Origin of the sequence: Streptomyces boluensis (genome assembly GCF_009908195.1) — a bacterium.
Taxonomy (GTDB): Bacteria; Actinomycetota; Actinomycetes; order Streptomycetales; family Streptomycetaceae; genus Streptomyces; species Streptomyces boluensis.
The window spans coordinates 36,204-50,535 of sequence record NZ_JAAAHS010000011.1 but is presented as its reverse complement, the minus strand read 5'-3'; the positions used below and the strand labels follow the sequence as shown (position 1 = coordinate 50,535).

The following is a 14,332-nucleotide window of genomic DNA, read 5'->3' as shown; positions in this document are numbered from 1 at the left end:
GGCTTGAGGGCCGGGGTGTCGGGCATCGGCAACTCCTCGTAACGCAATTCCTATGTACGAGTTCAATCGTACTGCATGCTAAGTTCGACTCGACTCGTACTGCTGTAGGCCGGCAGGCCAGATCGGGAGGAATCGTCATGCCTGAGCCCCGGACCGCATCCGCAACCGCCGTCGGGGAACGGCGAACAGACACCGCACAGACCGCCCCGCGGTCCGCCGCTCCACTGTGGTGGGTGTGGCTCGCCGCCTGGCCGGTCACGGCCGTCTTCGTGCTCTCGAACGCGGCGACTCCGCTGTACGTGCTGTGGCAGCGCGACATCGGCTTCTCCAAGGGCACCCTGACCGTGGTGTTCGCCTTCTACATCGTCGGCCTCATCGGCTCGTTGCTCGTTTCCGGCGTCGTCTCCGACCGCGTCGGCCGCAAGCCTGTGCTGCTGCCCGCCCTGGCGTTCGCCCTGGCCGCCTGCCTGATCTTTGCGACCGCCACCAGCGTGGCCGCGCTGATCGTGGCCCGGCTGTTCACCGGTATCGCGGTCGGCGCCGTCGTCTCGGCCGGGATGGCCACGGTGACCGATGTCGCCGGGCCCGAGCGCAAGCGGATCGCCGCTCTGCTCGCCTCCTGCGCGATGGTCTTCGGCGCCGGATTCGGCCCGCTGCTCGCCGGGGTGCTCTCCGAGACGGCGCCCGCGCCGACCGTCACCGTCTTCGTCGTCGAGGCCATACTGCTCGCCACCGCGGTGCTCGCCGTACTGCGGATGCCGGTGCGCCGCCCCAAGGTGCGCGCCAAAGGCGCCTGGATCCGGATTCCCAGCGTCCCACGCGGCAAAGGCCGTCAACTCGCCCTGGGCATCGCGGTGTTCGCTCCCGGCATCACCGCCACATCCTTCGTGCTCTCGCTCGGCCCCTCACTCCTGTCCGGACTACTCGGCACCACCAGCCGGATCCTCGCCGGAACCATGGCATTCGCGATGTTCCTCGCCGCCACCGGCGTGCAGTTCGCCGTGCAGCGCCTGAAACGGCGCACCATCCTCACGACCGGCGCGGTCAGCACCACACTGAGCGTGATCACGCTGATCGTCGCCGTGCACACCTCGTCCGTACTGGCCCTGATCATCTCCGCGCTACTGGCCGGCGCAGGCCAGGGCATGGGCCAGCTCGGCGGCCTGTCGCTGCTCAACACGAGCGTCCCGCCGCAGCACCTCGCCGAGGCCAACGCCGCACTCAACGTGGGCGGTTACCTCCCAGCCGGCATCCTGCCCGTCTCCTCCGGCTACCTCAGCGACGCGATCGGCCTGACCAACGGCACCACCCTCTTCGGCGCCGTCCTGATGACCCTCGCCGTCATCGGCGGCCTGCTGGTCCGCACGACCCGCCACCAGGCGACCGACCCAGCCTGACACGGCGCAGAAACCCCCGCAGGCCCCCGGCACGCCACCACGCCTGGCCGACCGCTCAGGACGTCGGAAGGGCGGCACAGTTAACAAACGGGTCGTCAACTCAGCGTCTGCACAAGGCCAGGCACCAGCGAATCACGTCGGATACGCCGCACGACTACGGGGCAGCGTCACCAACGTCCTGCCCTCGTACACCTAGCTCGTCGGGAAGTCGGCCGTGGCCAGGATGTTGCCGTTCGGGCCTATCAGGCGGACGCCGGTCACTGTCGCCGGGTCGGTCGGGGTGGGCCCGCCCCAGTATCCGTAGCCGTCTTTGAGGGGGAAGGAACCCACCGGGACCGTCGATCCGTCGGCGTGTACGAGCAGACAGCGGACCGGGCCCCGGCCGATGCCGTCCAGGTCTACGGACATGTAGACCCAGGCCTCGTCACCGGTGTGAGCGTGGATGCGGCCCACCTCGTGGCCGTCGGAGACCAAGGCCGCCTCCCGTAGGCCGGCGTCCGTCACCTGTGAGACCTGCGGCGGCGCGGCCTCCACCGCTGTGCCGATGGCCCAGCCGCCGAAACCGCAGGCCAGGGCCGCGGCCGCGGCAGCCGCCGCAAGGCGTAGCCGTCTATGCCGCTTCGGCGCGGGCGGCGCGCCCAGGGCCCGTGCGACCCGGCTCTCGAAACCGACCGGCGGCTCGGCGCCCGGCAGCAGCGCGAGCAGACCGTCACCGACCGCCGTGAGCCGCTCGACATGTTCCCGGCAGTCCGGACAGCGGTCCAGATGGGCGACCGCCTCGGCGCGTTCGCGGGCCGACAGGACACCGAGCGCCAGTTCGGAGTCCAGCTCCCGCAGCCGCTCGCACTCCATGTCGCTCACCGCCTCTCCGTCGCTTCGAGGAGGGCTCGTACCTTGAGCGTTCCGGTCCGGATACGGGTTTTCGCCGTGCCCAGCGGTATGTCCTCCGCGGCTGCGACCTCCCGAGCGGTCATCCCGTAGATCCCGGCCATCACCAGAGCCCGCGCCTGCTCCCGGGGCAGCCCCGCCACCGCCCGCCGGACCCGCTCCGCGCTGTCGTCGGCGAGCGCCCGCCGCTCCGGTGTCTCGGTCACGGCGCCGAGCAGCGCGTCCAGTTCCTCCGGGGCGACCGGCCTGGCCCGCCGGGCCCGTACCGCGTCGATCGCGAGGTTGTGCGCGATCGCCGTCAGCCAGGACCGTACGGAACCGCGCCGGGGGTCGTACACCTGTGCGTGCCGCCAGGCCCGCTCGAAGGTCTGCTGTGCGACGTCCTCGGCGAGCTGGGGGTCACCGGTGACGGCGAGGGCCACACCGAAGACCGTGCGCTGGAAACGGCGTACGAACGCGACGGCGAGCTCCGGGTCGCCCGTCGTCAGACCGGTGAGCAGTGCCTCGTCGGGGACCCGCCCGAGGGAGAGGCCCATGCGCCACATACCAGGGATACGTTCCACCGCCCGGAAGGGATTGCCTTACCTCCAGTCTCCGCCCGCGCGATCCCGCGGGCCGCAATCCTTCGGCCCGGCAGCGTCGTACCCCTTACAGGGGAACGACCCGGAGGTACGGGGGAACGACCCGGAGGACCGACTCATGACCATCCCGCGCATCCGCCACCGCGTACTCCTCGGCGTGGCCGGCGGCGGACTGGCCGTCCTGCTCGCCGCCTGTGGGGGCGGCGGCAACGGCGGCAGCAGTGACACCAGCACCGGCAACGGCACCAGCAACGGCTCCGGCACCAAGGTCACGGCGGAGCTGTCCGACTTCCACATCAAGCTCTCGACGGAGAAGTTCAAGCCCGGCACGTACACCTTCACCGCGAAGAACACGGGCTCGCACGACCACGCCCTGGAGATCGAGGGCTCCGGCGCCGAGAACCGCAGCAAGACGCTCGAGCCCGGTCAGTCCACGACCCTCACGGTGACCCTGAAGTCCGGCTCGTACGAGGTCTATTGCCCGGTCGACGGACACAAGGACCGTGGCATGAAGACGGACATCACCGTCGGCGGATCCCCGGCGCCGTCCGGCAACACCGACACCTCTCCGGGCAATGGCTACTGACGGAGCGGGCGCGAGGCTCGTCCTGCGCCTGGCCGGCGCCGGGCTGACGGCGGCGATGGCCGCGATCCATCTGCGCCTGTGGGCCGAGGGCTACCGGGACCTCGCCACCATCGGGCCACTCTTCCTGCTCAACGGCGTCGTCGGCATCCTGCTCGCCTTGGCGCTGCTGGCCACGCCCGTGCGCTGGCTCGGTCCGGTCGCCGCCGTCACCGCGTTGTTCACGGCCGGCACGCTGGGCGCGCTGTTCCTGAGCCTCACCAGGGGCCTGTTCGGATTCGACGAGGACATCGACGCGGAGCTGGTCCGCCCGACCCTGTACGTCGAGACGGCGGCGGTGGTCGTCCTGACCACCCTGGCGGTGGCGGCCCTCAGCCACCGCCGCCGTCCTCGACGCTAGGGGAGATTCGCACCTCTGATGGCCGGACCGTCTACGCGTACAACGCCGACATCGACCACACCATGATCCTCAACGACATCAAGCGCACCGGGAAGAGGCCCCTGCACCTGGAGCCGAGCAGGACCTGGCACCACCGGATGGAGGCCTACGCGCCTGGCTCGGCTCGAACCGATGACTCCGCCTCGGCGGAGGCCACCGCGCCGCCGGCGACTGCCAAGCCTCCCGCGACGTCCGCCCGGAAGCCGAGCCGGCGGGGTCTGTTCACAAGGCTCTCAGAGCATCCGAACCGTCCAGTGGCTCTCTGCTGCTGCGGTAGCGTCCTGCAACATCGCCTGAAAGATCAGGGCTGAGGGCGAGAACGGCATATGGAGGAACGATGGCAGGCCAGGTCAGGCTCAGGTTTTCCGCAAGGGGCCTGCCAGATCACGACCCAGCGATCGGAGCGGGCACGACAGACGCCTTCCTCCGGCTCTGCGTTGGGGACGGCCTCGACTGGATCGACTGCGGCTACGAGACCGAGATCATTCAGGATGACGAAAACCCTGACTGGTCAACGACGTTCGTCCTCAACTACGACGGCGACAACCCGGCATTCCAGGTAACCGTGATCGACGATGACTCAGGTGCCGAGCATCCTGTCGGCTCAATGATCTTTTGGCTCCATGACCTGCGGGCGGGCGTCCACCAGGCTGACCTGTTCCCGCAAGGAAGCGGTCTCGTCATCGTTCAGAAGTTCTGATTGAACCGGACGGTGCTGCCGTACTGCGTGCCCTCGGGTGCGGGCAGCAGCAGAAGCCATCGGTGAGGGGCTCGTCCACAGCTGCTACTGGCCTTCCTCGACGCGGTCGTGGACGTCGTCGGCCGCTTGCCGCCCCGGCGCAGGCAAGGGCCGAGGTGGACTGGCCGGTCGTCGCATTCGTCCACTGGAACCACTTCGCCGACGACGGCTCAGGGTCCAGGCGCTGTGGGGAAGTTGGTCTGCCGGCTCCGTCCGATGCCCATCCCCTCGCGCAGCGCTTGGGCCAGGCAGCTCACGGCGCTGCGCGGTTCGGGTATCGGCAACTCGTGTCGTCCCATCGTGGTGATGCCGTCCCCCGCTAGTACCGGCGGGGGCGGTGACCAGACCGCTGATGAGAGGCGTGAAAGAGGCCCCGGACTCTCGTCCGGGGCCTCTTGGGCCGTGCACTCGGCAGGATTCGTACGTGCAACCTTCTCATCCGCAGGATCGAGCACGACGCCACGAGCAGGACCGCCATCTTCCGGCTTCGATCGCGCAGGCCAGCGATCACTTGTCTCTATCGGCCGTCGTTGCCGTCAGCAGAAGGGCGGACTCGGGCGGTGCCCGTCACGGCAGGTGGCTACTGCACGGTGACGGTGAACGGGGCGTTGTCCAGCATGCCGTTGTACATGGTCCAGACAGTGATGGTGCTCTCGGCGTTCCCACGGACGCTTTTCGGCTGTCCGCGTCGTCCGGGACGTAGCGGCTGGTGACCTTGCGGGCATTGTTGTGGGCCCGGCAGATGTCGAGGACGGGCAGGAACCGGACCGCGAAGGTGGGCCGACCGCAACGCCGGGTCCTCTCGACGAGCCCGGCCCGCACGTGCGGCTCGACGTTGGTCGAGTCGAGGAACACTCGCTCCCCGGCGTCCAACTCCCCGTCGAGCAAAGCGTTTTGGCGGGCGACGACGGACCGGGTCGCGGACTGGTCTCCCGCTGTCCCGTCTCGGGCTGAACTACCGGCGCAGCTCGTCCAGGCAGATCACGGTGTACCCGAGGGCGCGGGCGTCGGCGGCCGCCGTCGACTTGCCGGACCCGGCCGCCCCGACCGCGACGGTCAGGACGCCCTCGGTCAGGGTGCGGATCGCCAACACACGCCGCCGGCAGGCAAACTCACCACCCAACGACGCGCCGACCTTGACGCCCTGGGCATGCGGTGGTGAGAGGAGGCATGTTGGAACGGCATCAGGAACCCGTCGTGGAAGTCAGCGTCGTCAGCCGCATCGCGCGCGTAGCAGGAAGTGGCGCCGAAGGGATCAACGACCAGTCACAGCACCCTTCATAGCGCGGCCGTGCCGCCCCCAAGTCGGCGACAAACTACGCGTAGGGACGAGATCTGTGCCCCCGAAGCTGTGGCGGAACCGCCAACGCGATGACGTGTCGGAGGGGATGGCACAGTGTCCGGTGCTGATCAACAGGAGGTGGGGGCGATGGGTGACTTCTACGAGCGGATCGTCGACGTCGAGGTGACCGGCGAGGAGGCCGGGCCGCTCGCCGAGCGGATGGTCGACTGGATGGTGGGCGAGGGCCTGATCACGCGGGAGATGTCCGGTGAGGGCGTGTACAGCCTGGACGTGGACGAGGGCTATGTTCCGGGTCCGAACTGGAAGCAGGCGGTGGCCGATGCCTCGGATCCGAGCTGGCTGCCGGGACCGGTGGCCATCCTGGTCGGGCGCGATTACCACGTCGGTGGCCAGGGGTCGGACGAGGCGGAGTACGCCGTCTGTCCGCGGTGCCGGGCCAGGACCGTGATCATCAACTATCCGGAGGAGTTCGAGCCCGACGAGGAGGTCTGGCAGCCGTTCCGGGACGGCATCGCCACCTGGAAGAAGACCGGTGAAGGGAACGCGCCCTGCGCGGCGTGCGGTGCCTGCGTCCCGGTCACCGAATGGCAGTGGGACGGCAACTTCGCTGTGGGTGCCCTCGCCTTCGACTTCTGGGGCTGGCCGCCCTTCTCGGTCGGTTTCTACGAGAGGTTCAGCCGGCAGCTCGGGCACCGCACGGCTGAACACATGGGCAAGTTCTGACGGGACCCTCACGTACGGCGAGGCCCCGGCACGCACGACATCGCGTCGGTGGTGGTCATGCGGCTCAGTGAATGAAGAGAGCCGCCCTGCCGGAACTCCGGAAGGGCGGCTCTCTTCATTTTTTGGCCCTTCGGGCAGCTCAGTTGTCTGCCAGATCGCAGGCGTTGCGAGCATCCCTCGAGGTCACGCCCGCGCTGATGAGCTGCAGGACACAGATTGCGTGAGATCCCAAGGTGCCGCTGGTGCCTCTCCCGCACGCATCGACAACGGTTGGGTCAATGGCGATCCCCTTGTTGCGCAGGTACTCCTGGCAATCCCATGCGGTGGCCGAAGCCGGTGCTTTGGTGAGTGCCCTTCAACGGGACTGCGGTGCGAACTCTGGGTCACTCACCTGAAGGGTGAGTTCGGCGTGCGATGGCCGCAAGGTTGCACTCCACTTAGTGAGGCAGATCGCCCTTGCTCGCGAAAGGCAGACCTCATGGCTGAGAAGCCCGCAATCGTGCTGGTCCACGGCTTCTGGGGCGGTGCTGCCCACTGGGGCAAGGTCATCACCGAACTCCACCGCCGCGGATTCGGATCACTGCACGCGGTGGAGAATCCGCTGACCTCGCTCGCGGACGATGCCGAACGCACCCGCAAGATGGTGAAGCAGATCGACGGCCCGGTGGTGCTGGTCGGGCATTCCTACGGGGGTGCAGTCATCACAGAGGCGGGTGACCTACCCAACGTCACCGGTCTGGTCTACATCGCAGCGTTCGCTCCGGATGTCGGTGAAAGCCCGGGCCAGATCAGCCAGGAGAAACCTCCGGCGGCGTTCGAGAACCTTGCTCCGGACTCCGACGGCTACCTGTGGGTCAAGCAAGACAAGTTCCACGAGAGCTTCGCCCAGGACCTGTCAGCGGAGGAAGCGCTGATCATGGCTGTCACCCAGAAAGCGCCGCTGGGATCGACATTCGGTGACAACGTCACCGCGCCGGCCTGGCGCGCGAAGCCGACCTGGTACCAGATCTCCACCAGCGACCGCATGATCCACCCCGACAACGAACGTCGCATGGCCGAGCGTATGAACCCGCGTAAGACCATCGAACTAGACGCCAGTCACGCCTCTTTGGCCTCCCAGCCGGGCCCGGTCACCGACCTCATTGAAGAAGCCGCAGGCACGGCCGCCTGATCGCTGACTCGGCGGGGCATCGGTCCAGGCCACGAGCTCGGCCAGCCAGTTCAAGGGGCGGGACGGACTGTCCAGTGTGGTCGAAGGCCAGCGCCGCCGAGGGCCCTCTTGACCGGCCGGCACGGCACGCACCTCCACGAGGGGGCCGCCCCTGCCGCCGATGCGCGCGACGCTCGCTGAAACGCCCCACTCCGTTGAACACCGGGACCGAGTGGGGCGACGAGCAGCCCTGGCCGCTTTCAAGGATTCTCATCAGCTGGCGGGAACCAGCCTCCCGACCCACGACGACGACTGCCCGCTCGGACAGACTCCCGTCGCTGGGGTGTGCGTGGCCCTTGCTGGGACCGGGGACGTGGCCGACGTCGTGGGACCGCGCCCAGGAACGAAGCGCGCTGGCCGGTCCGAGCTTGACCTGCCGAGCCAAGTGCCCGGCCGGACCCTAGATGTGGCCGCGGCGGCGACTGCACACTAATGGCCTTCTGGAATAGGCCTGCCGCCGTCGATGCTGGTCGCAGTACGCGCAGCATGCGGCCTCACGCAAGCCACTGTTGCCCGCCGCCGTGGCCGGACGCCTCGGCCCTAACGGTCCAGGAGGGATTGCAGCAGGGACGCATACTGGTTGCCCGTGTCGAACGGCTCGTAGCGAGGCGGAGTGTCCGCGTTGGCGCACGCCCCCAACGGCGCGACGACGGTGCTGTAGGCGGGTCGGTGTTTGTACTGGATGGAGATCCGGTCGGCGCTCACCGCGCCGACCCGGTGCGTCGCCGCACGGTAGATGCCGTTCGTGGCCCGCTGCAGGTAGTCCCCGAGGAAGACGAACACCGCGTCGGGGACCAGGGGAACAGAGAGCCAGACGCCATTCTCGTCCTGCACCTGGAGGCCAGGTTCGTCCTGGAGCACGACGGTGAAGTAGGCGTGGTCGATGTGCGGTGACATCGCATAGTCGACGGTGTTGGCGATGTCGGCGCCGTGTCCGGGCCGGTAGGAGTTGAGGCCGAGGCGGTGCATGGGCGAGGCCTGACAGGAGCCGGTGAGCGCACCGTCCAGTGAGAGATCCTCGGCACAGGCCGCGAGGAGTCGGTCCCCCAGCACCACCAGGCTTTCGAAGATCGCGGAGCAGTTCGCGAACGGACCGTGGAAGAAGCCGGACGACGGCTCCACAGCAAGGGCGCGGGTGGTCCCTCCGATCCGGAACTGCTCGCAGGCCTCGCCGCCCGCGTGAGAGGTACTCCTCTCCTGCCCCACCCCTCGGTAGCCCAGGAACTGCGAACGGGCACTGGCGGCGTACGTCCGCTTCTCGTGATCGGGGCGGGCGTAGAAACGCCGCGTCTCCGCAAACGCGGGGCCCATCAATGCTTCTGGTACCCCGTGACGGCGGGCGAAGAAGAATCCCAGGCGACGGCACGCCTCCCCGAGCACGACGGCGCCTTCGCCCGAGTCCAGGTCCAGGTCCAGGTCCACCGAGGGAATGTCTGCTTCCGTGCCGTGTACCGATTCCACGCCCGTGTCACCTCCCCTGCGGGTAGAGCCGACCGTGCGCCAGCGACCCGATCTGCCCCCAGGGTCCATGCCAGGAGCCCATCGGGACAACGAGCACAAACAGGCCAGCGCCTGCGCCGGCTACGGGGCCGGGCCGGTACGGCGGAGTCCGCACAGCGCACCGGAAGTGCGGTGCACGCCGGAGGCGTGCCTTGGGCCCCGCGCACCGAAGGTGCGGCCCCGCGACGCCGTGTGGCACCGTGGCGCCGCACCAGGAACCCCCCACCCGGAAAAGGGGAGTTGGGGCGCTGCGCCTCGTACGGCCCGCCGCGTCGAGCACGGCCAGGACCACGGCCGTGGGCGGAGCTGCTGCGCCCCGACCCGCCGTACGTACGCGCCACGCGTCGGCGCACGGTGTCCGACCGCCCGCCCAGTCATTGAGGACAGCGTGGATCATCCAGAACAGCGCTGCGACTGCGTCAGGTACACCGTGACCCCAGGGCCCGTGGGGCGTGGACGGCACCGGCGGCCGTGCGGCGAGACACCGTCCCCGGAGGAGCTTCCGGGCCCGGCCGATCCTCGTATCCACCACAAAGCTGCCGCGCACCCGCGAAGACCTCGCCCACGCCACCGAACAGCACGTCTCACGACGGGACGGAAGGCCCCGGTCTGTGGGCGAGGGCGGTGAGGATCAGGGTCAGTTCTGCTTCCACCGTGGCGTCGGTGCCGGGCTCGGGTGAGGCCGGGAGGAGGGCGTGGTGGACGAGGCCGCCGCCGACCAGAATGACGGTGAGGGCCTGAGCTGTTGAGGTATCGGGCTCCGGGATCTCGCCCCGTTCGACAGCACGGTCGAGCATGGCCTCAGACCGTGCATTGATGTCGACGATCACTGCCTGGTGCAGGATCTCCCGGAGTTCGTCGTCGTGGCGTGCTTCGGCCAGTAGGGCGAGGAGCGTGGGCCCTACGCAGTCGAACAACTGCTGTTTGCGCGTGAGGAGTTCGCGCAGATCGCCTCGGAGGGTCCCGGTGTCGATCTCGCCGAGGACGTCGAGGGTGACCGTGCGTGCGATGTGCGTGACCAGGCTCCGCTTGGTCGGCCAGCGCCGGTACAGGCTGGCGGTGGAGGCGCCTGCACGCTTGGCGACCGCCGCGGTGGTCAGGGCGGCGTATCCCTTCTCGGCGACCAACTGCAGGGCTGCCTCGACGAATGCACCCTCGAGGCGCGGATCGGCCGGCCTCCCCCGGCTCGGGGACGCGGTGGCGTGGTTGTCGTTCCTGGCGGGCATGGGCTCACTTCGAGTCGGGCGGGGCCTGGGCATTACCGCTCCAGTGTCCCGGACTCGATGAGCTGGGCGAACATGTCTTCCATGGACTCCTGAGCAGGCCGGTAGCGCACGCCGAGCTTCTGGCGGCTCTTGGAGGTGTCGCTGCGGAGAGCGAAGCCGACATTGCGTCGCAAGTAGCCGCGCTCCACTCCGGCCGCCGGAGCGAACGCGACCGCGAGAGCCTTGGGCACGCCTCGGCGAGGCAGTGGATAGCTCGCACCGTAGGCGGGCAGGAGCCGGCGCCCGAGGTCGACGATGTCGGTGGCCTCCGCCACCACCAGGTGACGCCCTTCCGCCTCGGGCAGGAACGCGGCAGCCACATGCGCGTACGCCACTTCACGGACGTCGACGACCGCCAGTGCCACGCGTGGGGCGCCGAAGCGCAGCTGGCCACTCGCCAACTGCCGGGCGACGGTGTAACTCTCGCTGGTCGGCGAGGAGTTGAGCGCTGGGCCGATCACGAAGCCGGGGTTGACGGTGACGAGGCGCCAGCGGTCCTGGGCCTCGGCGATTCGCCACGCCTCCTTCTCGGCCAGGGTTTTGGAGTAGCTGTAGGGCTCGCGGGTCAGCGACGAGGTCGTGTTCCACGCCGTCTCGTTCACGGTTCGGCCGGGGAGGCGGAGCACGTCCTGAGCATCACCGATCATCGCGGCGATCGAGCTGGTGAGGACGACCCTCTCGACGCTGCCGACCCGGTTCGCGGTTTCGAGCACATTGCGCGTGCCCTGCACCGCCGGGTCCACGAGGTCTCGTTGCGGATCGCGTACGGACCGGACGAACGGCGAGGCGGTATGGATGACGATCCGGCACCCCTGCATGGCTTCCGCGTATGAGCCGTCACGCAGCAGGTCGGACGCGAACAGGCGCAGGGTGCCGGTCGACGCCTGTGCGGCGTCGAGCAGGTGCTGCACTTTCTTGGTGTTGTGGGGGTCTCGTACGGCGGCGTGGACGGTGACGCCGGCGTCGAGCAGGCCTTTGACGATCCACCCGGCGACGTAGCCGGTGGCGCCTGTCACCAGGACCGGGGTGCTCCTGTCGACGGGGATGCCGTCGAGGTCGACCTGTGTGTCCATCGGGGGTCCTTTCGCGCTGTCGCCTTCCTTGATCCACCGTGCGCCTATTTCGATACGAAGTCAATTCGTTTCGTTTTTTGCTACGCTCGGTGCAGAGCAGCTGAGGCCGCCACCGCGGCGGACCCGGACGGCAGGGGATGAGCAGGGAGGCAGGGCGATGACGAAGGTGCTCTTCGTGATCTCGGCGGCGGACCGTTGGACGCTGCGTGATGGAGCCGTACACCCGTCGGGCTTCTGGGCCGAGGAAGTGGCCGAGCCGCACCGGATCTTCAGCGAGGCCGGGTGGGACATCACTGTCGCCACTCCTGGCGGCGTGGCTCCCACCCTCGACAGACTCAGCCTCGGGATCGCCGGCGGCACCCCCTGGAAGCGCCGGGCGATCAGTCGTCACCTCGACTCGATCAGCGAGCAGCTCAATCACCCTCAGCCGTTGGCCGAGGTCGACGAGGACGAGTACGACCTCGTCTTCTACCCCGGCGGGCACGGCCCGATGGAGGACCTCGCGTACGACGAGACCTCCGGCGCACTGCTGAGCCGCCGCCTCGCCTCCGGCAAGCCTCTCGCGCTGCTCTGCCACGCGCCCGCCGCCCTGCTCGCGGCCAAGAACCCCGACGGTAGCTGGCCCTTCGCCGGATACCGCATGACGGGCCTGTCCAACACGGAAGAGAAGCTGAACCGCTTCGCCCGCAATGCCGAGTGGTTCCTCGAAGACCGACTGCGCGAGAACGGGGCCGACTACACGAAGGCCGCCCTGCCCCTGCGCCCCTACGTCGTCTCGGATCGCAACCTCCACACCGGCCAGAACCCGCAGTCTTCCGAGCGCCTCGCCACGCAACTCGTCGAGCAGCTCAGCTCGCCGTCCCGCTGAGAGGCCCGACTTCGCATCCCCCGTGACGAGGGTGCCTCCGGCGCCCTTTACGAGGCCCCAACTCCCCCACCCAGAGGAACCTTCAGGCGTTCACCAGCAGGATCTTGCCGATGTGCCGACCCGTATCGATGAGCCGGTGCGCCTCAGCGGCCTCGGACATCGGCACGGTCTGGTCGATGACCAGCTGCACAGCCCCGCTCTCGATCATCGGCCATATCTTCTTCTGGACCTCGGCCACAATGGCCGCCTTCTGCTCAGCGGAACGGGTGCGCAACGTCGTGCCGAACACGGACAGGCGCTTGAACACCATCTCCGCAAGGTTGAGTTGGCCTTCCAGACCGCCCTGCAGACCGATGACCACGAGGCGCCCGTCCACAGTCAGGGACTGGACGTTCCGCTCGAGATACTGCCCGCCGACAACGTCCAGGATGACGTCGTACGGGCCGTGTTCGGTGAAGTCCTGCGTGCGGTAGTCGACCGCGACGTCGGCGCCCAACTCCCTTGCCCTAGCAGCCTTCTCCGGGCCGCCGACGGTGGTGACCACCCGAGCCCCGATGGCCTTGGCGATCTGGATAGCCGCAGTGCCGACGCCGCCCGCCCCGCCGTGCACGAGAAGGGTCTCGCCTTCCTTGAGGCCGGCGGTCATGACGAGGTTGGACCACACGGTGGCCACCGCCTCGGGCAAGCCGGCCGCCTCCACCAGGCTGATCCCCTTGGGCACCGTGAGCAACTGCCCCGCCGGAACAGCGACCTTCTGCGCATAGCCGCCTCCGGTCAGCAGGGCGCAGACCTCGTCCCCGACCTTCCAGCCGGTCACTCCCTCACCGACGGCGCCGATGCGCCCCGAGACCTCGAGCCCGGGGTACGGGGACGTCCCCGGCGGGACCGGGTAGAGACCCATCCGCTGCATGACGTCGGCCCGGTTCAGCGCGCCGGCCACCACGTCGACGACCACTTCCCCGGCAGCGGGCGCGGGATCTTCGACATCGACGCATTCCAGGACTTCAGGCCCACCGGGTTCCTTGATCGACACTGCCTTCATGGCACTCCGTTCACATGACTGAGGCGAAGGGCTCCACGGGCGCTCCGAGGTGCGGGATGACCAGGCGGGCCGGTCCGCCGTGGTCCGGGGAGAGTGCGTACCCGTCGTAGGAATGGGCGAGCCACGCCTTGCCGTCGGTGATGTATTCCAGGGGCAGGTTCGTGGTGTAGCCGTCGAAGGACTCGGCCACGACGAAGTCCGCTGCGGTCTCCACCTCTTCGAGGAACACGTCGAGGGACACCCCCAGCCAGGCGGTGTCGAACTTCGACCACCGTGTCACGCAGTGGATGTCGACGGTGAACTCCTGCTGCGGAAGGGCCATCATCTGTTCCCACGACCACGTACGGCGCTGCTCCGCCTCGGTTGTCACGTGGAACGACCAGTGGTCGGTGGGCAGTTGGGGCGTGGGACCGGCGGAGAGGACAGGGAACGTCTCCGTCGGGTACTGCCCCGGCGGCAGTCGCCCCTCGAACACGTGGGCTCTGCCTTGGAACCCTGGCGACAAGCCGGCCATCCGGTTCACTCCTCTCGCTCGGAGTCGGCCTCCGCACGCTCCTCGTCCAGGTCGGACTGGGCTTGGGCGTGCCGCGGGGCGGCAATGTGGGACGGAAATGCGGGTACTGCAAGTACTGCGGGTCAAGGCATAAGAGTTCGCGTGCAAGTGCGCCTGACGACAGCAGACTTGACGGGTAGCGCGAAGGGCTGAGGAGCGGGCCGGCCG

General features: G+C 68.6%; 15 protein-coding genes and 1 pseudogene. 7 read left to right on the top strand and 9 right to left on the bottom strand.

The features are described 5' to 3' along the window. Positions 1-137: 137 nt before the first annotated feature. Positions 138-1,397, top strand: a complete 1,260-nt coding sequence (locus tag GUY60_RS03120; protein WP_161693465.1) for an MFS transporter — start codon at positions 138-140, stop codon at positions 1,395-1,397. A gap of 192 nt (positions 1,398-1,589) precedes the next feature. Here GUY60_RS03120 and GUY60_RS03115 read toward each other — a convergent pair whose 3' ends face one another. Further along, a complete protein-coding gene (locus tag GUY60_RS03115) occupies positions 1,590-2,249 on the bottom strand; it encodes a hypothetical protein (RefSeq protein WP_161693473.1) in 660 nt (219 codons plus the stop codon). Between the two features lie 5 nt (positions 2,250-2,254). Then, positions 2,255-2,830, bottom strand: coding sequence for an RNA polymerase sigma factor (locus GUY60_RS03110; RefSeq protein WP_161693472.1), 576 nt, complete (start codon positions 2,828-2,830; stop codon positions 2,255-2,257). 154 nt (positions 2,831-2,984) lie between these two features. Here GUY60_RS03110 and GUY60_RS03105 point away from each other — a divergent pair, with 154 nt between their 5' ends. The 3 genes from GUY60_RS03105 to GUY60_RS03095 all read left to right on the top strand — a co-directional run bounded on the left by GUY60_RS03105 (position 2,985) and on the right by GUY60_RS03095 (position 4,588). Next, entirely contained in the window at positions 2,985-3,452 is a 468-nt protein-coding gene (locus GUY60_RS03105) for a cupredoxin domain-containing protein (RefSeq protein WP_161693463.1), read from the top strand. After that, entirely contained in the window at positions 3,442-3,849 is a 408-nt protein-coding gene (locus GUY60_RS03100) for a hypothetical protein (RefSeq protein ID WP_161693461.1), read from the top strand. Before GUY60_RS03105 ends, GUY60_RS03100 begins: the two co-directional genes overlap by 11 nt. Positions 3,850-4,225: 376 nt before the next feature. Further along, positions 4,226-4,588 carry a C2 domain-containing protein gene (locus GUY60_RS03095; protein WP_161693459.1) on the top strand — a complete coding sequence of 121 codons (363 nt, stop codon included), beginning with the start codon at positions 4,226-4,228 and terminating at the stop codon, positions 4,586-4,588. A gap of 606 nt (positions 4,589-5,194) precedes the next feature. Here the strand turns inward: GUY60_RS03095 and GUY60_RS39885 are convergent. Together GUY60_RS39885 and GUY60_RS38460 are read right to left on the bottom strand one after the other, a co-directional pair. Beyond that, a pseudogene (locus tag GUY60_RS39885) lies at positions 5,195-5,545 on the bottom strand (AAA family ATPase); the annotation flags it as partial. Between the two features lie 37 nt (positions 5,546-5,582). Next, positions 5,583-5,717 carry an ATP-binding protein gene (locus GUY60_RS38460; RefSeq protein ID WP_161693457.1) on the bottom strand — a complete coding sequence of 45 codons (135 nt, stop codon included), beginning with the start codon at positions 5,715-5,717 and terminating at the stop codon, positions 5,583-5,585. A 339-nt stretch (positions 5,718-6,056) separates the two neighbouring features. On the opposite strand from GUY60_RS38460, the gene GUY60_RS03085 reads away from it, so the two are divergent. Both GUY60_RS03085 and GUY60_RS03080 read left to right on the top strand, forming a co-directional pair. Next, complete coding sequence (locus tag GUY60_RS03085; RefSeq protein ID WP_161693455.1) at positions 6,057-6,653, top strand: hypothetical protein; 597 nt, start codon at positions 6,057-6,059, stop codon at positions 6,651-6,653. Between the two features lie 478 nt (positions 6,654-7,131). Then, the gene (locus tag GUY60_RS03080; RefSeq protein WP_161693453.1) at positions 7,132-7,824 is read left to right on the top strand and encodes an alpha/beta hydrolase; all 693 of its coding nucleotides are present in this window, start codon (positions 7,132-7,134) and stop codon (positions 7,822-7,824) included. Positions 7,825-8,403: 579 nt separating this feature from the next. Here the strand turns inward: GUY60_RS03080 and GUY60_RS03075 are convergent. The 3 genes from GUY60_RS03075 to GUY60_RS03065 all read right to left on the bottom strand — a co-directional run bounded on the left by GUY60_RS03075 (position 8,404) and on the right by GUY60_RS03065 (position 11,701). After that, entirely contained in the window at positions 8,404-9,324 is a 921-nt protein-coding gene (locus GUY60_RS03075) for a 2OG-Fe(II) oxygenase family protein (RefSeq protein WP_161693451.1), read from the bottom strand. Between the two features lie 623 nt (positions 9,325-9,947). Continuing rightward, positions 9,948-10,589 (bottom strand): TetR/AcrR family transcriptional regulator, encoded by a 642-nt coding sequence (locus GUY60_RS03070; protein ID WP_161693449.1) that lies wholly within the window; start codon positions 10,587-10,589, stop codon positions 9,948-9,950. Between the two features lie 32 nt (positions 10,590-10,621). Beyond that, the gene (locus GUY60_RS03065) at positions 10,622-11,701 is read right to left on the bottom strand and encodes an NAD-dependent epimerase/dehydratase family protein (protein WP_161693447.1); all 1,080 of its coding nucleotides are present in this window, start codon (positions 11,699-11,701) and stop codon (positions 10,622-10,624) included. 157 nt (positions 11,702-11,858) lie between these two features. On the opposite strand from GUY60_RS03065, the gene GUY60_RS03060 reads away from it, so the two are divergent. Then, on the top strand, positions 11,859-12,569 hold the full coding sequence (locus GUY60_RS03060) for a type 1 glutamine amidotransferase domain-containing protein (protein ID WP_161693445.1): 711 nt from the start codon (positions 11,859-11,861) through the stop codon (positions 12,567-12,569). Positions 12,570-12,651: 82 nt separating this feature from the next. Here the strand turns inward: GUY60_RS03060 and GUY60_RS03055 are convergent, their stop codons facing one another. Both GUY60_RS03055 and GUY60_RS03050 read right to left on the bottom strand, forming a co-directional pair. Further along, positions 12,652-13,611, bottom strand: a complete 960-nt coding sequence (locus tag GUY60_RS03055) for an NAD(P)H-quinone oxidoreductase (RefSeq protein ID WP_161693443.1) — start codon at positions 13,609-13,611, stop codon at positions 12,652-12,654. A gap of 10 nt (positions 13,612-13,621) precedes the next feature. After that, positions 13,622-14,086 (bottom strand): molybdopterin-dependent oxidoreductase, encoded by a 465-nt coding sequence (locus GUY60_RS03050; RefSeq protein ID WP_312866162.1) that lies wholly within the window; start codon positions 14,084-14,086, stop codon positions 13,622-13,624. Between the last annotated feature and the right edge of the window lie 246 nt (positions 14,087-14,332).